The 25,543-nt window shown below is 67.7% G+C and carries 17 protein-coding genes and 1 pseudogene; 8 read left to right on the plus strand and 10 right to left on the minus strand.

The features are described 5' to 3' along the window. The first annotated feature begins 104 nt into the window (after nt 1–104). Together mfd and ABE434_RS18075 are read left to right on the plus strand one after the other, a co-directional pair. Nucleotides 105–3,572 carry a transcription-repair coupling factor gene (mfd, locus tag ABE434_RS18070; RefSeq protein ID WP_346479786.1) on the plus strand — a complete coding sequence of 1,156 codons (3,468 nt, stop codon included), beginning with the start codon at nt 105–107 and terminating at the stop codon, nt 3,570–3,572. A 106-nt stretch (nt 3,573–3,678) separates the two neighbouring features. Continuing rightward, nucleotides 3,679–4,275, plus strand: coding sequence for an HD domain-containing phosphohydrolase (locus ABE434_RS18075; RefSeq protein WP_346479787.1), 597 nt, complete (start codon nt 3,679–3,681; stop codon nt 4,273–4,275). Between the two features lie 71 nt (nt 4,276–4,346). Here ABE434_RS18075 and ABE434_RS18080 read toward each other — a convergent pair whose 3' ends face one another. The 3 genes from ABE434_RS18080 to ABE434_RS18090 form a co-directional block, all read right to left on the minus strand. Continuing rightward, entirely contained in the window at nt 4,347–6,443 is a 2,097-nt protein-coding gene (locus ABE434_RS18080) for a M13 family metallopeptidase (protein ID WP_346479788.1), read from the minus strand. A gap of 215 nt (nt 6,444–6,658) precedes the next feature. Then, nucleotides 6,659–7,408, minus strand: a complete 750-nt coding sequence (gene gpmA / locus ABE434_RS18085) for a 2,3-diphosphoglycerate-dependent phosphoglycerate mutase (protein ID WP_176990015.1) — start codon at nt 7,406–7,408, stop codon at nt 6,659–6,661. Nucleotides 7,409–7,497: 89 nt separating this feature from the next. Continuing rightward, on the minus strand, nt 7,498–8,532 hold the full coding sequence (locus ABE434_RS18090; protein WP_346479789.1) for a cation diffusion facilitator family transporter: 1,035 nt from the start codon (nt 8,530–8,532) through the stop codon (nt 7,498–7,500). 143 nt (nt 8,533–8,675) lie between these two features. Between ABE434_RS18090 and ABE434_RS18095 the strand changes: the two genes are divergently transcribed. The 5 genes from ABE434_RS18095 (at nt 8,676) to ABE434_RS18115 (ending at nt 15,598) form a co-directional block, all read left to right on the plus strand. Then, a complete protein-coding gene (locus ABE434_RS18095) occupies nt 8,676–10,100 on the plus strand; it encodes a diguanylate cyclase (protein ID WP_346479790.1) in 1,425 nt (474 codons plus the stop codon). A gap of 160 nt (nt 10,101–10,260) precedes the next feature. Beyond that, nucleotides 10,261–11,334, plus strand: a complete 1,074-nt coding sequence (locus ABE434_RS18100) for a metallophosphoesterase (RefSeq protein WP_346479805.1) — start codon at nt 10,261–10,263, stop codon at nt 11,332–11,334. Between the two features lie 99 nt (nt 11,335–11,433). After that, nucleotides 11,434–11,820 (plus strand): type III secretion system needle length determinant, SpaN/EivJ family, encoded by a 387-nt coding sequence (locus ABE434_RS18105; protein WP_346479791.1) that lies wholly within the window; start codon nt 11,434–11,436, stop codon nt 11,818–11,820. Further along, complete coding sequence (locus ABE434_RS18110; RefSeq protein ID WP_346479792.1) at nt 11,817–13,316, plus strand: M23/M56 family metallopeptidase; 1,500 nt, start codon at nt 11,817–11,819, stop codon at nt 13,314–13,316. Before ABE434_RS18105 ends, ABE434_RS18110 begins: the two co-directional genes overlap by 4 nt. 110 nt (nt 13,317–13,426) lie before the next feature. Then, nucleotides 13,427–15,598, plus strand: coding sequence for a TonB-dependent receptor (locus tag ABE434_RS18115; protein ID WP_346479793.1), 2,172 nt, complete (start codon nt 13,427–13,429; stop codon nt 15,596–15,598). On the opposite strand, the gene ABE434_RS18120 is transcribed toward ABE434_RS18115, so the two are convergent. Together ABE434_RS18120 and ABE434_RS18125 are read right to left on the minus strand one after the other, a co-directional pair. Next, nucleotides 15,599–16,732, minus strand: coding sequence for an acyl-CoA desaturase (locus ABE434_RS18120; RefSeq protein ID WP_346479794.1), 1,134 nt, complete (start codon nt 16,730–16,732; stop codon nt 15,599–15,601). Between the two features lie 2 nt (nt 16,733–16,734). Then, entirely contained in the window at nt 16,735–17,808 is a 1,074-nt protein-coding gene (locus ABE434_RS18125) for a ferredoxin reductase (RefSeq protein ID WP_346479796.1), read from the minus strand. Nucleotides 17,809–17,901: 93 nt separating this feature from the next. On the opposite strand from ABE434_RS18125, the gene fabR reads away from it, so the two are divergent. Continuing rightward, entirely contained in the window at nt 17,902–18,564 is a 663-nt protein-coding gene (gene fabR / locus ABE434_RS18130; RefSeq protein WP_026069985.1) for an HTH-type transcriptional repressor FabR, read from the plus strand. Nucleotides 18,565–18,735: 171 nt separating this feature from the next. Here fabR and ABE434_RS18135 read toward each other — a convergent pair whose 3' ends face one another. From ABE434_RS18135 to ABE434_RS18155, 5 genes and pseudogenes are all read right to left on the minus strand, one after another. Further along, nucleotides 18,736–19,098, minus strand: a complete 363-nt coding sequence (locus ABE434_RS18135; RefSeq protein WP_319210155.1) for a glycine zipper 2TM domain-containing protein — start codon at nt 19,096–19,098, stop codon at nt 18,736–18,738. 129 nt (nt 19,099–19,227) lie between these two features. Further along, on the minus strand, nt 19,228–20,184 hold the full coding sequence (locus ABE434_RS18140) for a transaldolase (RefSeq protein WP_346479806.1): 957 nt from the start codon (nt 20,182–20,184) through the stop codon (nt 19,228–19,230). Between the two features lie 27 nt (nt 20,185–20,211). Further along, nucleotides 20,212–21,348 (minus strand): annotated as a pseudogene (locus tag ABE434_RS18145) (CoA transferase); the annotation flags it as partial. Between the two features lie 137 nt (nt 21,349–21,485). Continuing rightward, entirely contained in the window at nt 21,486–23,351 is a 1,866-nt protein-coding gene (locus ABE434_RS18150; protein ID WP_346479797.1) for a beta-L-arabinofuranosidase domain-containing protein, read from the minus strand. Beyond that, nucleotides 23,348–25,537 (minus strand): formylglycine-generating enzyme family protein, encoded by a 2,190-nt coding sequence (locus ABE434_RS18155; protein ID WP_346479798.1) that lies wholly within the window; start codon nt 25,535–25,537, stop codon nt 23,348–23,350. Before ABE434_RS18155 ends, ABE434_RS18150 begins: the two co-directional genes overlap by 4 nt. Nucleotides 25,538–25,543: the final 6 nt, after the last annotated feature.

The raw sequence follows: 25,543 nt of genomic DNA on the forward strand, positions 1-25,543 counted from the left end.
GGCCGGCTCCCGAACATCACGCATCGCCTGGAGCCGGCCAGCGGCCGGCACTACCGTTGACTGCCAGCGGCCTGCACGCTGCGGTCTGCTAAAATCGACGGTTCATGTCACGCACCTCCTATCCCGTACCGCCGCTGCCACGTCCTGGACAGCTCCGCGCCTGGTGGCGCGCTCCCGCTTCGGCGACAGCGCTGGCGTGGTACATCGCCCGCGCGGCGCAGTCGCACGACGGGCCGTTGCTGGTGGTCGCGCGCGACAACCACGGCGCGAACCAGATCGAAGCGGACCTGCACACCCTGCTGGGCACCGCCGGCGACGTGCCGATCGTGGCGTTCCCGGACTGGGAAACCCTGCCTTACGACGCCTTCAGCCCGCACCCGGACATCATTTCGCAGCGCCTGGCCGCGTTGCACGCCCTGCCTGCGCTCAAGCGCGGCATCGTGGTGGTGCCGGTGCAGACGCTGCTGCAGCAGCTGGCCCCGCTCAAGTACGTCATCGGCGGCAGCTTCGACCTGACCGTCGGCCAGCGCCTGGATCTGGATGCGGAAAAACGCCGCCTGGAATCGGCCGGTTACCGCAACGTGCCGCAGGTGATGGACCCGGGTGATTTCGCCGTGCGTGGCGGCCTGCTCGATGTCTACCCGATGGGCGCTGACGCGCCGCTGCGGGTGGAACTGCTCGACGAAGACATCGATTCGATCCGCGCCTTCGATCCGGAATCGCAGCGCTCGCTGGACAAGGTCGAGGCCGTGCACATGCTGCCCGGCCGTGAAGTGCCGCTGGATGATCTCAGCGTCTCGCGCGTGCTCAACACGCTGCGCGAACGCTTCGACGTGGATACCCGGCGCAGCGCGCTGTACCAGGATCTCAAGGCCGGTATCGCACCGGCCGGCATCGAGTACTACCTGCCGCTGTTCTTCGACAGGACCGCGACCCTGCTCGATTACCTGCAGCCCAACGTGTTGCCGGTGCTGGCGCCGAACGTGTTCGATGCTGCGGCCGCCTTCTGGGCGCAGACGCAGAACCGCTACGAGCAGCGCCGCCATGATGTCGAACGCCCGCTGCTGGCGCCGGAAGAGCTGTATGCCAGCCCCGAACAGCTGCGCGGTACGCTCAACGGCCTGGCCCGCGTGGAAGTCTGGCCGCCGGATCACGATCGCATCGGTGATGCACAGCCGCTCGGCGATCAGCCGCTGCCGCCGCTGCCGGTGGCCGCGCGCGATGCCCCGGCCGCCGAGGCACTGAAATCCTTCATCGGTCACTACCCGGGCCGGGTGCTGATCGCCGCCGATTCCGCCGGCCGCCGCGAAGCCCTGCTGGAAGTGCTGCTCGCCGCCGAGCTGAAGCCGCCGGTGGTCGCCGACCTGCCCGGCTTCCTGGCCGACGACAGCGTGCGCTTCGGCATCACCGTGGCGCCGCTGGAAGATGGCTTCGCGCTGGAAAATCCGCCGATCGCGGTGCTGACCGAGCGCCAGCTGTTCCCCGAACGTGCCGGCCAGCAGCGCCGCAGCCGCCGCGCCGGGCGCGAGCCGGAAGCGATCATCCGCGACCTCGGCGAGCTCAGCGAAGGCTCGCCGATCGTGCATGAAGACCACGGTGTCGGCCGTTACCGCGGCCTGATCGTGCTCGATGCCGGCGGCATGCCGGGCGAGTTCCTGGAAATCGAATACGCCAAGGGCGACCGCCTGTATGTGCCGGTCGCCCAGCTGCACCTGATCAGCCGCTATTCCGGCGCGTCGCCGGAGACCGCGCCCCTGCATTCGCTCGGTGGCGAGCAGTGGACCAAGGCCAAGCGCAAGGCGGCCGAAAAAGTCCGCGACGTCGCCGCCGAACTGCTGGAAATCCAGGCGCGTCGGCGTGCCCGTGCCGGCCTGGCGCTGCACGTGGACCGCGCGATGTACGAGCCGTTCGCGGCCGGGTTCCCGTTCGAGGAAACGCCGGATCAGCTCGCCGCGATCGACGCGACGCTGCGCGATCTGGCCAGCAGCCAGCCGATGGACCGCGTGGTCTGCGGCGACGTCGGCTTCGGCAAGACCGAGGTCGCCGTGCGCGCCGCGTTCGCCGCCGCCAGCGCCGGCAAGCAGGTCGCCGTGCTGGTGCCGACCACTCTGCTGGCCGAACAGCATTACCGCAATTTCCGCGATCGCTTCGCCGATTGGCCGCTCAGGGTGGAGGTGCTGTCGCGCTTCAAATCCACCAAGGAGATCAAGGCCGAACTGGAGAAGGTCGCCGCCGGTACCATCGACGTCATCATCGGCACCCATCGCCTGCTGCAGCCGGACGTGAAGTTCAAGGACCTCGGCCTGGTCGTGGTCGATGAGGAGCAGCGCTTCGGTGTGCGCCAGAAGGAAGCGCTGAAGGCGATGCGCGCCAACGTGCATCTGCTGACGCTGACCGCCACGCCGATTCCGCGCACGCTCAACATGGCCATGGCCGGCCTGCGTGATCTGTCGATCATCGCCACGCCGCCTCCGAACCGGCTGGCGGTCAAGACGTTCATCACCGCCTGGGACAACGCGCTGCTGCGCGAAGCATTCCAGCGCGAACTGGCCCGCGGTGGACAGCTGTATTTCCTGCACAACGACGTGGAGAGCATCGGCCGCATGCAGCGCGAGCTGTCCGAGCTGGTGCCCGAAGCGCGCATCGGGATCGCACATGGGCAGATGCCCGAGCGCGAGCTGGAGCGGGTGATGCTGGACTTCCAGAAGCAGCGTTTCAACGTGCTGCTGTCGACCACGATCATCGAATCGGGCATCGACATCCCCAACGCCAACACCATCATCATCAACCGCGCCGACCGCTTCGGCCTGGCCCAGCTGCACCAGCTGCGCGGCCGCGTCGGTCGCTCGCATCACCGTGCGTACGCTTACCTGGTGGTACCGGACAAGCGCGCGATGACGCCCGATGCCGAGAAGCGCCTGGAGGCGATCGCCTCGATGGACGAGCTCGGCGCCGGCTTCACCCTGGCTACCCACGATCTGGAAATCCGCGGTGCCGGCGAGCTGCTCGGCGAGGACCAGAGCGGCCAGATGGCCGAGGTCGGCTTCAGCCTGTACACCGAGCTGCTCGAACGTGCGGTGCGCAGCATCCGGCTGGGCAAGCTGCCGGACCTGGATGCGGGCGAAGAAGCGCGCGGTGCCGAGGTCGAACTGCATGTTCCTGCCTTGATCCCCGACGCCTACCTGCCCGACGTGCATACCCGCCTGACCCTGTACAAGCGCATCAGCAGCGCGCGTGATACCGGCGAGCTGCGCGAACTGCAGGTGGAGATGATCGACCGGTTCGGCCTGCTGCCGGACCCGGCCAAGCACCTGTTCGCGATCGCAGAACTCAAGCTGCAGGCCAACGTGCTCGGCATCCGCAAGCTGGAGCTGGGCGAGAACGGCGGCCGCATCGTGTTCAATCCCAAGCCGGAGATCGACCCGATGGCGGTCATCCAGCTGATCCAGAAGCAGCCCAAGCTGTATACGATGGATGGGCCGGACAAGCTGCGCATCAAGCATCCCCTGCCGCTGCCCGAAGACCGTTTCAGTGCCGCCAAGGCGTTGCTGCTGACCCTGTCTCCGCGCTGATTTCACGCCTGGCGCCGGTCGCCAGGCGGTATCTTTCCACCGGCACGGGCGGCATGCCGTCCTGCCAGGATGGCGGTCTTCCGGCCGCCCACCACCGGACGCCCCCATGTTCGAGTCCCCCCGGTTCGACGATGCCCATCCGCAGGCGTGTTCCATCGATGCCCTGTCGATGTCGCTGCAGATGCGCGACCAATACACCCGTTTCCACTGCGACCGCGTCGGCCTGCTGGGCGAACAGCTCGGCCGCCTGTGCGATCTGGATGAGGCGGAGCGCGCGCATCTGGCGCTCGCCGCACGCTTCCACGACATCGGCAAGATCGGTATTCCCGACAACGTCCTGCTGCATCCGGCCCGCCTGGATGACAAGCAGCGCGCGATCATGCGCACCCATCCGGAGCGTGGCGAACGCATTTTCGCCGCGACCGGACGCAGCGACGCGGCGGCGGTGGGTCGCCTGATCCGCGCGCACCACGAAGCCTTCGATGGCGGCGGGTATCCGGACGGCCTGAAAGGCAGCGAGATCCCGCTGGGCGCCCGTGTGCTCACCATCGTCGACGGCTACGACGCGATGACCAGCAACCGCCCCTACCGTGGCCCGATGCCCCACGCCAAAGCCATGGGCATCCTCGCCGAGCAGCAGGGCGGCCTGATCGATCCGGACGTGTTTGCCACGTTCACCCGCATGATCTCCACGGCTGTCTAGCGCCACACCCTGCATGGCCCACAAAAAACCCGGCGAATGCCGGGTTTTTCGTTTCACTCAACGGCGTGCGATCACCAGATCACGACGCGCTTGTCGTCGGCCCGCACCATCGCGTCGCCCGCCTTGCACTCGAACGCCTGCGCGTACGCCGGCATGTTCGACGGCGCGCCGTTGGCACGGAAGTTGGCCGGGGCGTGCGGATCGGTGTTCAGACGCACGCGCAGCTCGCCTTCATTGAAGTTGCGGCGCCACACGGTGGCCCAGTTCATGAAGAAGCGCTGGTCCTGCGAATAGCCGTCGACGTCGACGTTGGCCTTCGGGTCTTCCTTCAGCGCCATCTGCAGCGCGTCATACGCCACGGTCAGGCCACCCAGGTCACCGATGTTCTCGCCCAGGGTCAGCTTGCCCTTCACGTTCACGCCCGGCAGCGATTCATAGCCGTCGAACTGCGCGACCAACTGGTCGGTACGCTGGGTGAAGGCAGCACGGTCGCTGTTGGTCCACCAGTTGTCGAAGTTGCCGTTGGCGGCGAACTGGCTGCCCGAGTCGTCGTAGCCATGCATCATCTCGTGGCCGATGACCGCACCGATGCCGCCATAGTTCAGCGCCGGATCGGCCTTGGCGTCGAAGAACGGCGCCTGCAGGATCGCCGCCGGGAACACGATCTCGTTCTTGGTGGCGTTGTAGTAGGCGTTGACGGTCTGCGGGGTCATGCCCCACTCGGTCTTGTCGACCGGCTTGCCGATCTTGTTGAGCATGTAGCGGTAGTTGAACGTGCGCGCCGCCTGCATGTTGCCCAGGTAGCTGTCGCCGTTGGTTTCCAGGCCCGACCAGTCACGCCACTTGTCCGGATAGCCGATCTTCGGGGTGAAGCTGGCCCACTTCTCGAGCGCCTTCTTGCGGGTGTCTTCGCTCATCCACTCCAGCTTCTCAAGGCGCGCCTTCAGTGCCACCGAGAGGTTCTCCACCAGGTGCTGCATCTGCACCTTGGACTCGGCCGGGAACACGGCGTCGACATACATCTGGCCCAGGCCTTCGCCGATGGCGCCGTTGACCGACTCCAGCACGCGCTTCCAGCGCGGCTGCATTTCCTTCTGGCCACGCAGGGTGGTGCTGTAGAAATCGAAGTTGGCCTTTTCGAAGGCGCTGCTCAGGTACGGCGAGGCGTCATCGATGGTGTGGAAACGCAGGTAGGCCTGCCAGGTAGCAGCCGGGACATCGGCCAGCATCTTGTCCACTTCACCGAAGAAGCCCGGCTGGGCCATCGAGAACTTCTGCGCGGCCGGCACCTTCAGGGTGTCGAACAGGGCGGTCCAGCTGAAGTTCGGGGTCAGCTTGTCCGCGTCGGCGGCGCTGACCGGGTTGTAACGCTTGGCCGGGTCACGCATGTCGATGCGCGACATCGAGGCCTTGGCCAGACGCGTTTCGAAGTCCATCACGGCCTTGGCCTGGGTCTTGGCCTGCCCGGCATCGACGCCGGACAGGGTCAGCACCTGCGCGATGTAGGCAACGTACGCATCGCGGATCTTGGCCTGCGCGTCGTCGAAGTAGTAGCCCTTCTCCGGCAGGCCCAGGCCGCCTTGGCCGACATAGGCGATGACGTTGGCCGAGTCCTTGTAATCCGCATTGGCGAACAGCGAGAACAGCACGCCCTGGCCCTGTGCCTGGCTGTCGCGCAGATACTGGGTGATGGCGGCGGTGTCGTTCAGCGCGGCGATCTTGTCCAGCTGCGGCTGCAGCGGGGTGATGCCGGCGGCCTCGATCTTGGCTTCATCCGAGCCGGTCTTCCAGATATCGCCGATCTTGGCTTCCACCGTGCCGGCCTTGGCCTGGCTGGCGGCGGCCTGCTGGACCAGCGCGTGCTGCACTTCCAGCGAGCGCTCGCGCAGGATTTCGAAGCTGCCCCAGGTGGTCTGGTCGTTCGGCACCGGGTTGGCCGTGAGCCACTTGCTGTTCACGAACCCGTTGAGGTCGGTGCAGGCGGCGATGGCGGTATCCAGATCGGCACTGTTGAGCGAGATCAGCGCGGTCTTGATCTGCGACTGATCAAACGCCGGCTTGGCCGCATCGGCGGTGGCGGCAGGCGCGGTATCGGTCTTGCCGCAGGAGGCCAGCGACACGGCGATGGCGACGGTCAGGCCCAGTGGGACCAGCTTGGAAAATTTCATTCGACTCTCCGGCTACAGATGGATGCATCACCCGGATCACGGGCAATCGGGCAGCGTAGCGCGGGAGGGGCCGGGGCGGACCGGCCAAAGGTCACAGATGGGAACGCCTGCGGTCGGTGTGTGCGGACCGTTGGTCCGCACACACCGGGCAGATGCATCCCTACCGACGGAATGCATCCCCATCAATGGAATGCATACCCACCAACGGTGGGTATCTACCGCGCTTTGCCCTGATTGGCCACGGCCTCGGCGGCCTTGCGTGCCGCCTCCGGGTCGCCCAGGTAGCGGAACGACTGCACCGTCAGGTCGTCGTTGAGTTCGAACAGCAGCGGGATGCCGGTCGGGATGTTGAGCTCCAGGATCGCTTCCTGCGAAACGTTGTTGAGGTACTTGTACAGCGCGCGCAGCGAATTGCCGTGCGCGGTGACCAGCACGGTCTTGCCGTCCTTGAGCTGCGGGGCGATCGCATCGAACCAGTAGGGCAGCACGCGGTCCAGCGTGGTGGCCAGCGATTCGGTGCCCGGCAGCGCATTGCGGTCCAGCCCGGCATAGCGACGGTCGTGGATCGGGTGGCCCGGATCCTCGATGTCCATCGCCGGCGGCGGGATGTCGTAGGAGCGGCGCCAGATCTTGACCTGGTCTTCGCCGTGCTTGGCCGCGGTCTCGGCCTTGTCCAGGCCCTGCAGCCCGCCGTAATGGCGCTCGTTCAAGCGCCAGCTCTTGCTGACCGGCAGCCAGTCCTGGTCCAGCTCGGCCAGGGCACCCTGCAGGGTGTGGATGGCGCGCTTGAGCACCGAGGTGTGGGCGACATCGAACTGCAGCCCTTCTTCACGCATCAGGCGGCCGGCGGCGGCAGCCTCGCGGCGGCCCTGTTCGGTCAGTTCCACGTCCACCCAGCCGGTGAAGCGGTTGTCCAGGTTCCACTGGCTCTGGCCGTGGCGCAACAGTACGAGTTTCCGGGTCACTGCAGTATCTCCGACAGATGGCAAGGCAGGCCCGCATTGTAGCGGCAACCCTGCCCTGCCCGTCCGCCGCCGGGCCAAGGCCACGGCCCTCAGGGATGCGGATGCCCGTGGTGGCCCTGCGCGTCCGGCGCGGCGTGGCGGCGGCCGTCGCTGCCGGCGTGCGCGTGGCCCGCATGATCATGGGCGGCGTGATCGTGCCCGGCATGGTCGTCGGCATGCCGATCGCGAGGGCTGCCGACGCTGCACGGATCCCCACAGTGGTCCGCCTCGATCTGCAGGGTCACGTGGTCGATGCCGTACTGCTCGTGAAGGTCGGTACCCAGCTCGCGGCGCAGCCGGTCCGCATCCACGCCGGTGCCCATCACCACGTGCGCGGTCAGTGCCGGCGTGCTGGAGGCCAGCGCCCACACGTGCAGGTCGTGCACGTCCACCACGCCATCGTGCGCGCACAGCGTGCGCCGCACCGCGGCGACATCCATGCCCTTGGGCACGCCTTCGAGCATCACGTTGATCGCTTCGCGCATCAGCACCCAGGTGCGCGGCAGCACCCACAGCCCGATCAGCACGGCCAGGATCGGATCGATCGGCTTCCAGCCCGTCCAGCGGATCAGCAGCGCGCCGAGGATCACCGCGACCGAGCCGAGCATGTCCGCCCAGACTTCCAGATACGCGCCCTTGACGTTGAGGCTCTCGCCGCTGCCCGCGCGCAGCAGGCGCATCGAGATCAGGTTGATGACCAGCCCGAACACCGCGATCACCAGCATGCCGGTGGACGCGATCTCCTGCGGAGCGCGGAAGCGCTGCACGGCTTCCCAGAGAATGTAGCCGGCCACCACGAACAACATGCCACCGTTGATCATCGCGCCGAGCGCTTCCAGCCGTGCGTAGCCGTAGGTGCGCTTGGCATCGGGCGGGCGCCGGCTCAGCCGGACCGCGACCAGCGCGATCATCAGCGCGAGCGTATCGGTGGCCATGTGCGCGGCATCGGACAGCAGCGCCAGGCTGTTGGTCCAGAACGCGCCGGCCACCTCCACCAGCAGGAACGTGGTGGTCAGCCCCAGCGCCCACCACAACGGTTTTTCGTGGCGGATCTCGCTGGGCAGATGGTCGTGGTCGTGACCCATGAAAGCTCTCCTGGACAATGCCGGCAGGTTAAGCAGCGCCTCGCGCGGAGACTATTACACTTACTGCAGCGTTCAGTTTGCAACTCAATAACAACAGCGCCCGGCCGCTACCTCTCGACGGCCTGTGTGGCGGGAAGACAATCGTGCATAACGTTCCAAATCTTGATGATGCCAGCCAGCCGCTCGCGCTGGCCTGGAGCCAGACGCTGGCGCAGACGCCGGCCGCCGCGGCGGCACTGTTGGCGAGCCTGTCGGCGGAAAGCCCGCCCGAGCTGGCCCACCACTTCTATGATGTGCTGCTTGAAGACCCGCGCGCGGGCCGCTTCCTCTCGCACGACCAGGTGCGGCTGCGGCTGAAGCCGGCGATGCAGCGCTGGCTGCAGCAGATCCTCACCGCCACGCCGGACAGCATCAACGCACTGGTCGCCGCGCAGCGCGTGATCGGTGACGTGCACGCCCGTGTCGGCATCCCGGTGGATCTGGTCGCCCGCGGCGCGCGCGTGCTCAAGCACCGCCTGTTCGACCGCATCATCGCGCGGGCCGAGGAAAGCGCCACCGCGTTCGCGGCGATCCACTGTCTCAGCGCGTCGATGGATATCGCGTTGGAAGGCATGACGCTCGCCTATACCCATGCACGTGAGCGCTCCTCGCGCACCGATGCGGCATATCGGCTGTTCTCGCTGGTGCAGAACGTCAGCACCGAGCGCGAACGGCAGCGTGCCCTGCTGCTCGATTGGGAAAACGCCCTGCTCTACGCGATGGCCAGCCAGAATGCCGAGGCGGAGCTCACCGGACTGGCGCAGTCCGAGTTCGGCCTGTGGTTCACCCACAAGGGCATTCCCAGTTTTGGCGAAAGCAGCGAGACCGGCCAGGTCGGTGCGTTGGTGGCCGCGGTCGATACGCAGCTGCAGGAAGCCCTGGCGCATGCCGATTTCGCGGCACGCTTCGGCGCCCTGCAGGGCATCCGCGAGCGGCTGGCGCAGATCCGTACATTGATGGGCATGTTGTTCGAGCGGATCGGCGAACTCGATGCCGGCAGCGATGCGTTGACCAACCTGCTCAACCGCCGCTTCCTGCCGACCGTGCTGCGCCGTGAAATCGAACTGGCCAATTCCACGCAGACGCCGTTCTCGGTGCTGCTGCTCGATCTGGATCACTTCAAGGCGATCAACGATGCGCACGGCCACGACGGCGGTGACCGCGCCCTGCAGCACGTGGCCGCCCTGCTGGGCCAGCTCACCCGCGGCAGCGATTATCTGTTCCGCTATGGCGGCGAGGAGTTCGTGGTGGTGCTGGTGGCCGCCACCGACGTGCAGGCCGAAGTGATCGCCGAGAACCTGCGCAAGCACATCGCGCAGAGCCCGGTGCAGCTGGCCAGTGGCCAGACGCTGTCGCTGACCACCAGCATCGGCGTGGCGGCTCATGATGGCCATCCCGACTACGAGCGCCTGATGGCGCGTGCCGATGCGGCGATGTACCAGGCCAAGAAACGCGGTCGCGACCGGGTGGTGCTGGCCAGCGACGACCTGCCCGATGCACCCGGACGACAGGCCCTGCAGCGCGGGTGAGGCACCTGTTGCGGCATACCGGGCTGACCAATGGCGCATGCCCGGGGCGGCGCAGGCGGCGTAGCATCGCCGCATTGCACTCCGCCACAGGAACACCCCGATGTCGATCCACCGCGCCCTGACCCGCCCTGCCGTGCTGCTGCTCCAGTCGGCGTTGCTGATGGCACCGCTGCTGGGCGCCGCGCGCGAGGTGGCCGCACCGGCCGAGCACGTCGATGCCGACGGCCCCTATGTGTTCCGCACCGCCACGGGGCTGGAAGCGGCCTGGGTATGCAAGGACCAGGTGATCCGCCGCACACTGCCGGCGCGCGGCGAGGCCACGGTGATCGCGCCCGCATGCGGCTATCCGCACCCGCTGACGGTGCTGCCGCCGCGCACCGCGGAGATCGCCCGGTTCCCGGCCACGCCGCGGATCGTCGCGCTGTCGGACATCCACGGCCAGTACGGCCTGCTCGTGAGGCTGCTGCGCGCCCACCACGTGATCGACAACGAGGACCGCTGGGCGCTGGGCGACGCCACGCTGGTGGTGGCCGGCGATGTGTTCGACCGCGGCCCGCAGGTCACCGAGGCCTTCTGGCTGCTGTACAGCCTGCAGCAGCAGGCCGCGGCCGCCGGTGGTGCGGTGCACTTCGTGCTCGGCAACCACGAGACGATGGTGCTCTACAACGACCTGCGCTACGTCAACCCGAAGTACCTCAAAACCGCGCAGCTGCTCGGCCGCTCCTATCCGGCGCTGTATGGCCCCGATTCGACGATCGGCCAGTGGCTGCGCACCCGCCCGGTGCTGCTGCGCATCGGCGATACCCTGTTCCTGCACGGCGGCATCGCGCCGGAGAACCTGGACCTGGTCCGCGGGATGGACGCGACCAATGCTGGTTATCAAGCGGCGGTCGGCCTGCCCAAGGAACAGGTCAAGGCCGCGCCGGACACCGCCCGCCTGTTCGACGGCAAGACCAGCCCGATCTGGTACCGCGGCTACTTCGATGGCCGCATGGACACCGCCCAGGTGGAGACGCTGCTCGAACAGCTGGACCTCGCCCGCATCGTGGTCGGCCACACCTCGATGCCGCATGTCAGCAGCTTCCACGGCGACCGCATCATCGCCATCGACAGCAGCATCAAGAACGGCGAGAACGGCGAGCTGCTGTTCATCGAGAACGGCACGCTCAGCCGCGGCCTGCTGGACGGCTCGCGGGTGCCGCTGGCCGAAGGCAGGATCGGCGAGAGCGACTGACCGGTCGTCGACGGCATTGATCCACTTCAGTAACCGCCCTGTTGCATCGTGTGCGACATATGTCGCACACTTGCGACACCTCGCCGAACCTGGAGTCTCATGTCCGCGCTGCCTACCCCCTCCAATGCCGAGCTGGAACTGCTCAAAGCGCTCTGGCGCCAAGGCGCCTGCAGCGCGCGCGAAGTGCACAACGGCGCGGTGGCCGTGCTGGACTGGTCCTATTCCTCCACCCGCAAGACCTTGGAGCGCATGGTCGACAAAGGTCTGGTCGAGGAAACCGTCGAGCACGGCCTGAACATGTACCGCGCGAAGGTGGGCAAGGTCGCCACGCTGGCCGCGCTCAGCACCGACTTCGCGCGCCGGGTGCTGGAGCTCGACGGCGCATTGCCGGCGCAGGCCTTCGCCGACAGCCGCCTGCTCAGCGAGCAGGAACTTCAGCAGCTCGATGCCCTGCTGCGCGCGCCTGCCCAGGATGACCCGGCATGACCCTGCCGACGCTCGGGTTCTGGGTGGTGCATGGGGCCGGCGCCTTGGCCGGTGGCTGGCTCGCGTGGGCCGCCGGCCAACGTCTCCACCGGCGGCTGGGTCTCTCCCACGCCGCGCAGGGCTACTGGATGGGGCTGTGGCTGCTGGCGGTGATGCCGGTGCTGCTGTCGGCAGTACTGGCGCTGTGGGCGCCCGCACCGCTCGTCTCATTGCCAACGGCGTTGAGCATGCCCTTGCCGCTCGCGCTGGACCTGGGCGATTCCGGTGCGACGGACCGGACCGTAATGGCGTCCGGCTGGACGCGTCCGGCCACCGCCACGTTGCTGGCCGCGCTCTACCTGATCGGCGTTGGTGTCGCATTGCTGCGCGTTCTGCTCGGCACGCGGGCGACGGGCCGGCTGTGCCGCGCGACTACGCCGATCGCGCCGGAAGCCTGGCCAGGCCCGCGCAGTCGGGCTTCAGCGCTTCGGCTGCGGTCGGCCGGCATCGCCTGCCGGCTCAGCACGTTGCCGGTGAGCCCGTTCGCGGTGCGCTGGCCTCGGCCCTTGATCGTGCTTCCGGCCTCGGCACTGCAAGCGCTGGATGATCGCGCCCTGTGCCTGATCCTCGGCCATGAAGCTGCTCACCTGATGCGCTGCGATCCCCAACGCGCCGGGCTGATGGCGGTGTTCAATGCGCTCCTGTGGTTCAACCCGTTCCTGGCGCGGATCGGTGCGCGTGTGCAGCTGGCGGCAGAGCTGCGCTGTGATGCACATGCACTCGCCGGTGATGCCCACGGCGGGCGCGAGTTCGCTGCAGCCTACGTACGCACGCTGCGACTTTCCACGGCGGCCCACAGGCCCTCCACCGCACTGACCCACCGCGATCTGGCCGGGCATGAGATCCGCATCCGCCACATGCTGCATGGCGATGCTGCAAGGCCACTGTCGGGATCACGAGGTGCCATGCTGCTGGGCAGCGCACTGATCATCGGCTGCGCGCTGATGGTGATGCAGGCCAGCACCGCGCGACCGCTGCAAGGCCCTGCCGCCTCGAGTGCCCCGGCGTTGAGCTCGACCACCCACGCCGCATTGCCGCTGCCGCCGATGGGCAACACCCCCATCGAGATCCTGTTCCAGGCGCCATTGGTCACCCCGCGGATCACGGGTCGCTTCGGCGATACCGGCAGCATCCGTCAGCGCCCGCATCGCGGCACCGATTTCGGTGCGCGCCCGGGCACGCCAGTGCTGGCGCCGGCGGACGGCCGCGTCGTGGCCGCAACGACCGCCTACCCCGATGGCTCGCAGTACGGCACGGTGGTGGTGATCGACCACGGCCAGGGGTGGCAGACGCTGTACGCCCACCTGCAGAGTGCCGATGTGGCGGTCGGCCAGCAGGTACATGCCGGCGAGCAGATCGCACGGGTCGGCAGCACCGGGCGCGTGACCGGCCCGCACCTGCATCTGGAAATGCTGCGCAACGGTGAGCGCGTCGATCCGCAGGCGCACCTGCCATGACCCGCTAAGCCGCTCCCCCGAAACCACCGCTGCATTTCGTTTTCCTGGCCACAGGAGGGGCGCGTGTTGCCCGGCGAAATGCGTACCTGGCCCTTCTGCACGGATCGCCCATGACTTCTTCGTTCCGCATCGCCCTGGCCCTGGCCCCGCTATGCACCGCGTTCCCGAGCACTGCGCAGTCACTCCCCGCGCCAGCGACTCCGCCGACCACCGCGCTGGACACCGTACAGGTGCAGGCGCAGGCCTACGACATCCGCCGCGACGACACCGCCACCCGGATCGTGATCGGCGCCGCGGCGCTGCGCCAGTACGGCGACCCCGGCCTGGTCGATGCGCTCAAACGCCTGCCGGGCATCACCGTCGGCACCGGCGCCCCCGGTCGCAGCGGCGCGCTGTCGCTGCGAGGGTTGGGCGCGGGCTACACCCAGATCCTGCTCAATGGCCAGAAAGCGCCCACCGGCTTCGATCTGGATTCGCTCACGCCGGAGATGGTCGAGCGGGTGGAGATCATCCGCGCGCCGACCGCCGACCAGCGTGGCGAAGCGATCGCCGGCTCGATCAACATCGTGCTGGCCGCCGGTGCACGCACGGATGCCGACCAGCTGACGGTGGCCTGGGGCAGTAGCAATGGCCGCAACACGCCCTCGGCCAGCTGGCAGCGCAACCGGCGCGCCGGACATCGCAGCAGTGCGATCACGGCGACCGCATCGCGTCGCGAGTTCCTCGTCGAGGAAACCGGCACCGAACGCGCGTGGGACCCGGAGGGAACCCCGACCGTGCTGCGCGACACCACCCTGCGCGCGGGCGGGAACCGCGATGTGCTCTCGCTGGCCCCCAGCCTGGAAGCCACGCTGGAGAACGGTGACACGCTTGCGTTGCAGGGCCTCGTCGATGCCAGCCGGTTCAACCGCGTCACTGACATCGACTGGATCAGCACACTCGGCGCGCCACTGCGGACGAGTCGGTATCAACAACGCACGCGCATCGATGTCGCCCAGGCCAACGGCAGCGTGACGTGGACGCGCGCCTTCGAACAGGGCGGCACATTCACCACCAGACTGCGCCTCGGCGGCAACCGCGAGCGCTATGCCTACCGCGAGCAGGGTCGGTCACCGGAGGGGCGACAGAACCTGGACGACCACACCAATGCGCGGCTGAGCGTGCGCGACCTCAACAGCACCGGAAAATACACGCTGCCATCCCGCGGGCGCCATGCGCTGCAGCTCGGTTGGGAAGGCAGCGAAGACCGTCGTGACGAGTCGCGGGTGCAGCACCTGCTGCCGGTCGGCGGGGAAGCGGAGTGGTTCAGTGACCTGGCCTTCGACGCCCGCATCCGGCGGCTGGCGCTCTATGCCCAGGACGACGCCACCCTCAGCGAGCGCTGGTCGGTCTACGCCGGGGCGCGTTGGGAGCAGATCGATACGCGTAGTGAAGGCAGCGGATTCAGCGGCATCCATCGGCGCGAGCAGATACTGTCGCCTGTGCTGCAGTCGCTCTGGAAAATCCCCGGCACCACGAGCGATCAGCTGCGCGTCGCGCTCACCCGCACCTACCGCTCGCCCACGCTGGCATCGCTGATCCCCCGTCCGTACACCTCCACCAACAACCGCCCGCTCAATCCCGACGAACGCGGCAACCCTGCGCTGCGCCCGGAGCTGGCGACCGGGCTGGACCTGTCCTACGAGACCTACGGCAAGGAGGGCGCGCAGCTGAGTGTGGGGGGCTATGTGCGACGGATCACGGACGTGATCCGCACCGAGACGCATCTGCAGGACGGGCGCTGGGTGGCCTCGCCGGTGAACGGCGGCACCGCGATGACCTGGGGCGTGGAGATGGATACCGCGTTGCGCCTGGCGCAGGTGATCGCCGCTGCGCCGGATGTAGCGCTCCGCTTCAATGCGACCGCCAACGATTCGCGCGTGGACGATGTGCCCGGTCCGGACAACCGCCTCGATGAGCAGGTGCGCTTCAGCAGCACGCTGGGCGCGGACTATCTGATCCGCACCGGCTGGACGGTCGGCGGCAGTTACACCTACCGGACCGGCGGTTCGGTGCAGGTCAGTCCCGGACAGTTCGAGACCAGCGCCTACGCACGCGAGCTGGACCTGTATTCGCTGTGGTCGCTGCGCGCAGGCAGCAAACTACGGCTGAGCCTCAACAACACGCTGCACCCGTCGCTGCACACCGGGCAATCGCGGATCAGCGACGAAGGCACCGAGCAGCTGCGGCGGCAACGCAGGGCTTCGCCGCTGCTGCGCCTCCAGCTCGAACTCCCTCTCTGATCAGCCCGGCTGGCGACTCGCCTCGCCTACCGCCGGCAGCGCACGCGCGCGGCCCGGCCTGCTCGGGAAGGCATGGCGCACGATCCGCCACATCACCTGGCCGAACTGGCGCGGCAGCGAACCGGTGTTGTAGTGCTGGCCGTAACGCGCGCAGATCTCCTTCACCTCGACCGCGACCGCGGCGTAGCGGTTGGCCGGGATATCCGGGTAGAAGTGATGTTCGATCTGGTGGCTGAGGTTGCCCGACAGGACGTTCATCAGCTTGCCGCCGGTCAGGTTGGACGAGCCGCGCAGCTGGCGCAGATACCAGTGGCCGCGGCTTTCATCGCGCACGCATTCCTTCGGGAAGGTCTCGGCGTCGGCGGTGAAATGACCGCAGAAAATGATCACGTAGGTCCACACGTTGCGGATCAGGTTGGCCGCCACGTTGCCCAGCAGCACCGGCAGGAAGAACGGGCCGGCCAGCGCCGGGAACAGCAGGTAGTCCTTGAACATCTGCTTGCCCATCTTGCGGCCGACCGGGCGGAACTGCGTCCCCAGCTGGCGCAGCGTCATCTTGCCGGCGAACACGCGGCCCAGGCGCAGGTCCTGTATGGCGATGCCCCACTCGAACAGCAGCGCGAACACCACCGCGACCACCGGCTGCATCAGGTAGAACGGGCGCCAGCGCTGCTCGGGGAAGATGCGCAGCAGGCCATAGCCGATATCGTCGTCCAGCCCGCGCACATTGGTGTAGGTGTGATGGCGGAAGTTGTGGGTCTTGCGCCAGGCGTCGGCGGTGCCGACGATGTCCCACTCGTAGGTGCTGCCCTGCAGCTGCGGATCGCCCATCCAGTCGTACTGGCCGTGGATGACGTTGTGCGCCAGCTCCATGTTCTCCAGGATCTTGGACAGCGCCAGCATCACCACGCCGGCGATCCACGCCGGGATCAGCACGCTGTGCACGAACGCACCGAGGAACAGCAGCGCACGGCCGGCCACCCCGGTCCAGCGGACGGCAGCAACGACGCGGCGGATGTAGCGCGCGTCGCGCGCACCGAGCGTGGCCAGCTGGCGCGCGCGCAGTGCATCGAGTTCATCGCCGAAAGCCTGCAGTTCGGCCGGGGACAGCGCGCGGTTGTGCACGGAAGACATGGTCACAGCTCCAGGATCAGGTCGGTGCTGGCGCTGTTCACGCACAGCTTTACTTGCGTGGCCGGTTCGGCCGCGTGCTCGCCGGTCAGGGTGTGGCGGGTGACGCCGGACACCTTGCCGCAGACACAGGTATTGCAGATGCCCATGCGGCAGCCACTGGCCGGGCGCAGCCCTTCGGCTTCCAGCGCCTGGAGCAGCGAGGTGCCCCGCGGCAGGGACAGCGTGCGGCCACTGCGACGCAGCTCGACCTGCACGGTGCCCGTTTCCGCCGCCGGCAGGACCGGCGGGGTGAAGGCTTCGGACTGCAGCGAGGCGACACGGCCCTGCAGGCGTGCCTGCGCGGCGTCGACAAACCCACCGGGGCCGCACACCAGGGTACGCGCGCTGCGCAGGTCACCCAGCGCCTCGAACGCGAACGCGTCCACGCGCGGGGCCGGTTCGGCTGGATCGCGGGTCAGTGCGATATGCAGCGAGAACGAGGGATGCCGTGCGGCGATCGCTGCCAGCTCCTCGGCGAAACACAGTTCCTCGCGACGGCGCGCCCAGTACACCAGGTCCACCTGGGCCGACATGCCGGAGGCGTCGAGTTGGCGCAGCAGCGCGCGCATCGGGGTGATGCCACTGCCGGCTGCCAGCAGCAACAGGCGCTCGCCGTGCGCTGCGGGCAGGGTCATCTCACCGAACGCCTGGCCGAGTTCGAACACGTCTCCGATCACCGCGGCCCGGGCCAGGTGCTGGCTGACAGCGCCGCCGGCGATCGCCTTGACGGTGATCGCCAGCCGGCCATCGGCCAGCGCGGTGGGGCTGTAGCTGCGCGACAGCCGACGGCCGTCGACCTCCACGCCCAGGGTGATGTGCTGGCCCGGCAGCAGGCCGCGGAAATGGCGGTTGGGCTTGAGCACCAGGGTGACGGCATCCGCACTCTCGGCGGTGCGCGACACCAGCCGTGCCAACGGGCGACGCAGGGTCCACAGCGGATGCAGGCGGGTGCCCCAGAAGTCGAACAGCTCCTCGGAGACCCAGCGGCGGGGGCTGGCGGCGTGACGGCGGGCGGCGATGCGCGGGACGGTGCTCATGCTGCGCACTATACGGCCGAGCATACGACTGTGTATACAGTTGTATATAGTCGGGACGGGCTATGATTCAGGGACTTGACTCCCCTGCCCCCGATGACCTCCCCAGACCTGCCCCTGCCCGCCTCCGACGACGCCCATCCCGCGCGCAAAGCCTCGATCTCACGCGAGGATCTGCTGGCCGCGGCATTGGCCCTGATCGGGCCGCACCGCAGCGTCTCCACGCTGAGCCTGCGCGAGGTCGCGCGTGAAGCCGGGATCGCCCCGAACTCGTTCTACCGCCAGTTCCGCGACATGGACGAGCTGACCGTAGCGCTGATCGACCTGGCCGGGCGTTCGCTGCGCACCATCATCGGCGAGGCCCGCCAGCGCGCGGCCTCCTCCGATCGCAGCGTGATCCGGCTGTCGGTGGAGACCTTCATGGAACAGCTGCGTGCCGACGACCGCCTGCTGCACGTGCTGCTGCGCGAGGGCACGGCCGGCTCGGATGCGTTCAAGCACGCCGTCGATCGCGAGCTGAATTATTTCGAAGACGAACTGCGGGTGGATCTGATCCGCCTGGCCGCCGCCGATGGCGCGCGGCTGCACGAGCCGGCCCTGGCCTCCAAGGCGATCACCCGCCTGGTGTTCGCGATGGGGGCGACCGCGGTCGACCTGCCGCCGGAGAAGGATCCGGAGCTGATCGAACAGCTGACCCAGATGCTGCGGATGATCATCACCGGTGCTCGGACACTGGCCGGCAGTCCGCCGCTGCGCTGATCCGCCCTCGCCTCGATATCCGCGCGAACGTGCGCAGACGTACGAGGGATGCTGCAACCGGGTGGCAGAGAAGGCAAAACGAAATGGCGGCCCGGAGGCCGCCATCTCATCCTGCACTTCCTCTTCCCCAACCGTCGCCCCCATGTGGGGATCGATCAGGACAGGGATGGATCAGCGGTACTGACGCTCGCAGCGGCGCTCGACCACGCGGTCACCATTCTTGGACTGCTGGTTGCCCTGGATCTGGCGTCCGGCCGCGCCGCCTGCAACCGCACCGGCGACCGTGGCCAGTTTCTTGCCGTTGCCGCCGCCAACCTGGTTACCCAGGAGGCCGCCCACCACTGCACCGGTCGCGGTGCCGGTGATGCGGTTGGGATCCCTCGAATTACGCTGGACCTCGACGTTATGGCAGACAACCTTGCTGCCGTCGTTGAAGCGGCGTCCTTCGTCCTTGGGGCCGTAAGTCTGTGCGCCGGCAACGGCCGACACCGCCAGCAAACTGCCCAGGCACAACACGCGGATGCTCGTCTTCATGGTCGATCCCTGTTTATGGAACATGGACCGAGTGTCTGCCTGCCGGTGCCAAGCCCGGGTGAATTCAGGTGGAGGCCGCGTCAAGGCCCTTGCATTGGTTCAGGAGGCAGCCAGAGAGCGGATGACCACTTACAGCCGCTCGCGGATCGTCTGGCGCAACGCCTCCAGATCCTTGGCGAACGCATCGATGCCGCTTGCCAGCTTCTCCGTCGCCATCGGGTCGGCCGCCAGATCCGCCGCAAACCGCGCGCCATCGATCGGTGTCACCTGGACGGATTCGGCTGCACCGGCCACCAGCCTGCGCGGCAGCTCGCCGTGATCGGCGTCCAGCTTCTCCAGCAGCTCCGGCGAGATCGTCAGACGATCACAGCCCGCCAGTGCCTCGATCTGCGCCGTCGAACGGAACGACGCGCCCATCACCACCGTCGGCGAACCGCGGCGCTTGAACTCGGCATACACGCCGCGCACGAACACCACGCCCGGGTCCTCATCGATGCTGGCCGGCGCCTGCCCGTTTGCCACATACCAGTCCAGGATGCGGCCCACGAACGGCGAAATCAGGAATGCCCCGGCTTCGCTGCAGGCCAGCGCCTGGGTCGGGTTGAAGATCAGCGTCAGGTTGCAGTCGATCCCCTCGGCCTGCAGCTGGCGTGCCGCCTCCACGCCTGCCCAGGTCGCCGCGATCTTGATCAGCACCTTGCTGCGCGGCACGCCGGCCGCTTCGTACATCGCGATGAACTGGCGCGCCTTGGCCACCGTCGCCGCCGTATCGTGCGTCTGGTCCGCATCGACCTCGGTCGAGACCCGGCCCGGTACCAGCGTGCTGAGCAGCGTACCCACGCCCACCGTCAGGCGATCAGCCACCGCGTGCACGACCGCCTCGCGCTCGCCACCCTGCTCGCGGCCCCAGGCCAGTGCGCTGTCGATCAGATCGGCGTACACCGGCAGATCCAGCGCCTTCTTCACCAGGGTGGGATTGGTCGTGCAGTCGACCGGCTTCAAGCGCTTGATCGCTTCGACATCGCCGGTATCGGCAACCACCACGGACAGATCACGCAGCTGGGAGAGTTTCGACAGCGACGCCATCGCACCGACCGCCGCCGTATCCTGGTCGAACACCGGTGCCGCGAACGGCTCGGGGCCAGGCGTGCGGCCGAACACGATCGGCCGGGTGATGCCGCGATAGCTGCCGAGCAGCGGATGCGGCAGCGACGTGATCATCGCCTCGGCCAGCACCTGTGGGTGGTCGAACATATCCTCCACCTGGCGCGCGGCCGCGCAGGGAACCTCTTCACCGAACAAGGCCTCCCACGCCAGTGCACTGCGTGCAGCCAGCGCCGCGTGCAGCTGCGGCAGCAGTACCTCGGCATGCGTGGCACGCTTGCGCACCGTGTCGTAGCGCACGTCAGCGGCCAGCTCCGGGAGCCCGATCCGCTCGCACAGGGCCTGCCAGAAGCGCGGCGTATTGGCCGAGATGTACAGATACCCGTCCGCGGTGGGATGGATGCCGGTAACGCCGCCAGAGCGCATATCGCGACCCACTCCCTCCGGCTCGCCCTCGGCCCAGATCATCCGCGCCGACTGCATCGTCAGCGCACTGCGCAGCAGCGACACCCCGACGAACTGGCCCTCGCCACTGCGCTCGCGCTCGTACAGGGCCGACGACACGCCGGCCGCCACCAGCGCCGCCGCGTAGTAATCGACGACCGAGCCATACAGGATCTCCGGAGCGCCGCCCGTCTTGCCCTGCATCGTGCACATGCCGGTCATGGTCTGCAGCACCTGGTCGTAGCCGGCCTTGTCCTTCAGTGGCCCCTGCTCGCCATAGCCGGTGACCGAGCAGTACACCAGGCGCGGGTTGAGCTTGTGCAGGCTGTCAAAATCGATACCCAGGCGCACCGGCACGCTGGGCCGGAAGTTGTGGACCAGTACGTCGGCCTCGCGCACCAGGCGCATCAGCACCGCACGCTGGTCGGGCTGCTTCAGATCCAGCACCACGCCCCGCTTGGACCGGTTCACGCCGAGGAACGCCCGGCTCTCCGCCTCCAGCGTGGACGGATAGCGGCGCAGGTTGTCGCCGACCGGCGGCTCCACCTTGATCACCTCCGCGCCCTGGTCGGCCAGCAGCGTGCAGCCGTAGGGGCCGGCGATGTAAGCGCTCAGGTCCAGCACGCGGATGCCGCTCAACGGCCCGATGGCGCCCTCCCGCTGGGCAATGGCGAATGGAGAACTGGGGTTGCTTCCGGTCATGGTCAATACACTCGATACCTTGAGGGAAGTTTCCTCCTGGCCAACGGGAAGAAACAGATCGTGTGGGTATGTTCTGCGTGGACAAAAAGCACGCTGCGGCGTCGGCGGCTGCGTGGCCGCCGAACATCGCCATGCCGTCAGTCCGAGGGCGCCAGCGACAGCCAGGTCAGTCGCCAGCTGCCATGATCGCGGCCACCGCAACGGTAGTAGGGCTCGAACATCAGTGGGCCACGGCAGTCCAGCTGCAGGGTGATCGACGCACCCTCGCCGCCATCCTCACCCACCTGCAGCCACTGCGAGGGCGGCAGGTCAGGCAGTCGTACCGTCTCGTCCGTCTTGTAGCCGTCAATCAGACCGGTGGCATACACCAGCGGCCCGTAGCTCAGCCCCACGTACTCCCAACGCAGTACCTCCTGCGCCACCGGCGCGCCATCCGGCGCACGCGATTCCTGCACGTTGATGTTGGCCGCCCGGTGCAGGCGCGGCTGCATCGGCAGGTGCACCCGCAGGGTGTCGCCGGACTGCCAGGTCCTCTGCACCTGCACGAACCCGTCCGCACCCGCCTCGGCGGCCACGGGCTGCCCGTTGACCTCGATGCGCGCGCCCGTGGTCCAGTCCGGTATCCGCACGCCGATACCGAAGGCTGCGATGCATTCGGGCAGCACGGTGATCGTCACCGTCCCGTCGAAGGGGAATCGGGTCGCCTGCAGCAGGGTCACCGCGCCGGCCTGCGCATGCAGCAATGTGGCCTCGCCCGGCCCGTAGAGGTTGACCCGCAGCCCGCCATCGGCCGCGATCCCATAGGCCACCTGCGGCAGCTCTTCCACCGCCATCGCGCCGCTGGACTTGCAGCAGCGCCAGTACGTGGTGTGTACCCGCCGGCCATTGGGATAGGTGTAATAGCACCAGTCCTCGCCATTGGGGGCCATCGCCGCCAGCAGATCGTTGTAGGCGGTGCGCTCCAGTTCGTCGGCGTAGCGTGCATGGCCGGTAATGGCCAGCAGTTCGCGGTTGAGCTGCATCCACGCCAGCACCGAGCAGGTCTCGACATAGGCCTGCGGGAAGAAGGTGCGCGGCGCGTTGAACACTTCACGCGATCTGTGCGCCACCCCGCCCCACGGCCCGCCGCCCAGCGTGAGGTGCTGCTCGCGGATGTTGTGCCAGAGATGATCGAGGGCCTGGCGATGCTCGTCCTGGCCGGTGGCCTTGTACAGCTTGGCCAGCCCGACCAGGTTCCAGCTCAGCTGGTAGGCCTTGCCCGTGGCGATGAACGCCGCATCCTCGCCGGCCAGCGCCTTGTCCAGCAGCGCCAGCCGCGGATTGGCGTTGGCCTGCGCCAGGATGCGCTCGGCCAGCGCCAGGTAGCGCGGCTCACCCGTGACCAGGTAGAGATCGGCTGCTGGATCCAACAGCACCGTGGCGGACATGCCGTGATGATTGCCCAGGGTCGTGATGTCGATCCCGGACTCCAGCGCCTGCCAGCACAGGTCCGCGATCCGGCACGCGGCCTGCAGATAGGCCGCATTGCCCAGCGCGCGCCACGTTTCCAGGAAGCCGAGGATCAGATAGCTGTGGGTCCAGATGTCCCAGGTGCGCAGCGCCGGCTCGCCGTTCCAGCTTTCCGGCTTGGGCGGCTGCGGCACCGTGAAGCGCCGCTCGGCCGCATAGTTGCCAAGATAGCCGTCGTCGTCCTGCTGGCTGATCAACCAGTCGGCGACGCGGCGCAGCGAAGCCTCCAGCCGCGGCTGCCCGCCCTGCGCCACTGCGCGTGCAGTGGCCGACAGCCATTTCCCGGCATGTTCGCCGTACCAGTCGCCCTCATGGTTCTGGTGCTTGTGCGCCTGGCTGAAGATGCTGATCGGCGCGCTGTGCTCATCGACGACGAACGTGCTCAGCCGCCCGCTGCGGTTGGCCCTCAGCGCGTCACCGAACACACCCTGCAAGGTGACCTGCTGCGGCGGGACCAGCGTCATGCCGCGGGCGGCGGGATGCAGACGGCTCATGCCGCATCCACCACGCAACGGAAGCCGACCGTGCCGGAGCGATCCTTGGACGGTCCCATCAGCAGGTACTTGCCGTGCTGGTCCAGTCGGTAGGCCTGCGGGAAGTACCAATGCGAGGTCTGCGGCTGATAGCTGCTGCCGCCACGCAGTACGGCCGCGCGGGTGTGCGCATCGCTGAATTCATCGGTCCATTGCCACACATTGCCGACCAGGTCCTGCACCCCGAACGGGCTGGCACCCTGCGGATGCGCATCGACATCGGCTGGCGGGGTAAGGCGACGGCCACGATTGACCCGCGGTACGCACGCCGCATCCCACGCGTTGCCCCACGGATACAGGCGCCCGTCAGTGCCCTGCGCGGCGTACTGCCATTCCCACGCGTGCGGCAGGCGCTTCCCGGCCCACGCCGCGTACGCACGGGCGTCTTCGATCGAGACCCAGGTCACCGGCTTGTTGTCCCAGCCCGCACGCGGCGCGCCATCCTTCCAGTCCGCCAGGAAGTTGTGATCATCGGCCGGCCGGTAGCCGCTCGCATCGAGGAAGCGCTTGAACGACGCGTTGGTGACCGGGTGGCGATCGATATGGAACGATGCCAGCGTCATGCGCCGGCGATGGTGGCGGCGCGCGCAGTCTTCCCACGGGAACTGCACATCCAGGCCGGCCCAGGTGAAACCCTCGATCTCGATGCCGCCCACCTGGAACAGGAACTCGCCGGCGGGGATCGTGACCATGCCGGTCGGCGCCTCGGCCTGCGGGGGCGTGCTGGCGATCGCCAGCAGCTCCTGCGGAGCGGCCTTCCACGTGGCGGAGTAGCTGGTGAGGGGCTGCTGTGCGCGCTCGGCGGTCGCCGCGAGGAAATCGTCCAGACCCTCGACCGCGGTATCTGCAGCCACACTCAGGATCGCGCCAAAGCCGCGCGCTTCCATCAGCAGCTCGATGTACGCCGCGCCGTCGATGATCCGCGGCGTCAACGCGCACCCATGCCACGCATCGTAGTAACGCGTGCCGTCCGCATGCGTCAGCGCGATCTGCTCACCGTCCACGGCGTACTCGTTACGGTTGATCAACGTGTGCAGCACGATGCCCTCGCCCGGGAACCGGCTGGCGAAAATGCCGCCCTGCAGGCAGACCTGGTACGGCTCCCAGTCCATCGAGACCACCAGCTGCGGGAACTGCCGGTACAGCGTGGCGATCCGGCGCAGGGCCTCGCCGTCGCGCGGGGTGAACTGGTTCCAGACGCCCCAGATGTTCTCCCAGGCGTTGTAGCCGATGCCGTTGAAGAAGCAGTACTGCAGGTCGTGATTGCGGTTGCGGCCCCAGCGGTTCTCGTAGTTGACCATGTGGCGGGGCTCCAGCCACTTCCACTTGGAAACGGGCGGCACCGGGCCATCCGGCGCCTTCTTGCCCCAGCTCTGCACGTTCCAGATCAGCTGCTCTTCGGAACTGATGGTGGACTCGGGCTGCACCACCACCGGGTTGCCGCGTGCATCGCAGGCATCGAAGAACGCCCGCGGCACACCGTTGAAGGTATCGCCGTTGATGCCATCGGCACCGACCGCCTTGACGATCTCAGCCAGCCCATCCCAGTGCGTCACGCCCGGGTCGCGCGTGCCGTGATCCCACGGCTTGGCCGGCAGGAACACTTTGACGCCGCGCTTCTGGAAGGCCTGCACCGCGGTTCGCAATCCCGCCAGGCCGCCGGGCATGTCGTGCGCCAGATCGAATTGGTTGCGGTCATCGATGCCAATGTTCGGGTAGATGTACCAGATCAGCACCGAGTCCAGCCCGCCGAACCGTTCGGTCAGATCGTCCAGATATCGATCGACGGTGTACTGGCCGGTGGCCGCATCGAAGAAGTAGCGGTCCTCGACCATCATCTGCGCATGCACGAAGTTGCGCTGCGCCCACTGCAGTTCCGGGCGGCGGTAATTCACATCGGTATAGCCGATCCGGACCAGATGCTCGCGGCGCCAGTCCTTGAGTTCTTCCAGCCAATCACCCGCACTCGCATTGGCATCGATCATCCAGCTGCCGATGTCGGCGAACGGCCACGCCGGCGCCTTGCCCGGGGTCGGCAGGTAGCGCCCGGTGGTCACGTGCGAGAACTTGTACTCGGTGCGGATCGCCTCACGCCCGTAGTCGGCTGCGTCGGTCTCGTAGTCGGGGCTCTGATACGGCGTGGTCATGGGCAA

Source organism: Stenotrophomonas sp. TWI1183 (assembly GCF_039673115.1).
Classification (GTDB): Bacteria; Pseudomonadota; Gammaproteobacteria; order Xanthomonadales; family Xanthomonadaceae; genus Stenotrophomonas; species Stenotrophomonas maltophilia_AA.

Excerpts from the sequence above, each read along its gene's own strand:
- ABE434_RS18080 (WP_346479788.1), bottom strand. The coding sequence starts at position 6,443 with ATGAAATTTTCCAAGCTGGTCCCACTGGGCCTGACCGTCGCCATCGCC.
- ABE434_RS18075 (WP_346479787.1), top strand. The coding sequence starts at position 3,679 with ATGTTCGAGTCCCCCCGGTTCGACGATGCCCATCCGCAGGCGTGTTCC.
- ABE434_RS18120 (WP_346479794.1), bottom strand. The coding sequence starts at position 16,732 with ATGTCTTCCGTGCACAACCGCGCGCTGTCCCCGGCCGAACTGCAGGCT.
- ABE434_RS18140 (WP_346479806.1), bottom strand. The coding sequence starts at position 20,184 with ATGGCGTCGCTGTCGAAACTCTCCCAGCTGCGTGATCTGTCCGTGGTG.
- ABE434_RS18090 (WP_346479789.1), bottom strand. The coding sequence starts at position 8,532 with ATGGGTCACGACCACGACCATCTGCCCAGCGAGATCCGCCACGAAAAA.
- mfd (WP_346479786.1), top strand. The coding sequence starts at position 105 with ATGTCACGCACCTCCTATCCCGTACCGCCGCTGCCACGTCCTGGACAG.
- ABE434_RS18125 (WP_346479796.1), bottom strand. The coding sequence starts at position 17,808 with ATGAGCACCGTCCCGCGCATCGCCGCCCGCCGTCACGCCGCCAGCCCC.
- fabR (WP_026069985.1), top strand. The coding sequence starts at position 17,902 with ATGACCTCCCCAGACCTGCCCCTGCCCGCCTCCGACGACGCCCATCCC.
- ABE434_RS18110 (WP_346479792.1), top strand. The coding sequence starts at position 11,817 with ATGACCCTGCCGACGCTCGGGTTCTGGGTGGTGCATGGGGCCGGCGCC.
- ABE434_RS18135 (WP_319210155.1), bottom strand. The coding sequence starts at position 19,098 with ATGAAGACGAGCATCCGCGTGTTGTGCCTGGGCAGTTTGCTGGCGGTG.
- ABE434_RS18155 (WP_346479798.1), bottom strand. The coding sequence starts at position 25,537 with ATGACCACGCCGTATCAGAGCCCCGACTACGAGACCGACGCAGCCGAC.
- ABE434_RS18115 (WP_346479793.1), top strand. The coding sequence starts at position 13,427 with ATGACTTCTTCGTTCCGCATCGCCCTGGCCCTGGCCCCGCTATGCACC.
- ABE434_RS18100 (WP_346479805.1), top strand. The coding sequence starts at position 10,261 with ATGGCACCGCTGCTGGGCGCCGCGCGCGAGGTGGCCGCACCGGCCGAG.
- ABE434_RS18150 (WP_346479797.1), bottom strand. The coding sequence starts at position 23,351 with ATGAGCCGTCTGCATCCCGCCGCCCGCGGCATGACGCTGGTCCCGCCG.
- ABE434_RS18105 (WP_346479791.1), top strand. The coding sequence starts at position 11,434 with ATGTCCGCGCTGCCTACCCCCTCCAATGCCGAGCTGGAACTGCTCAAA.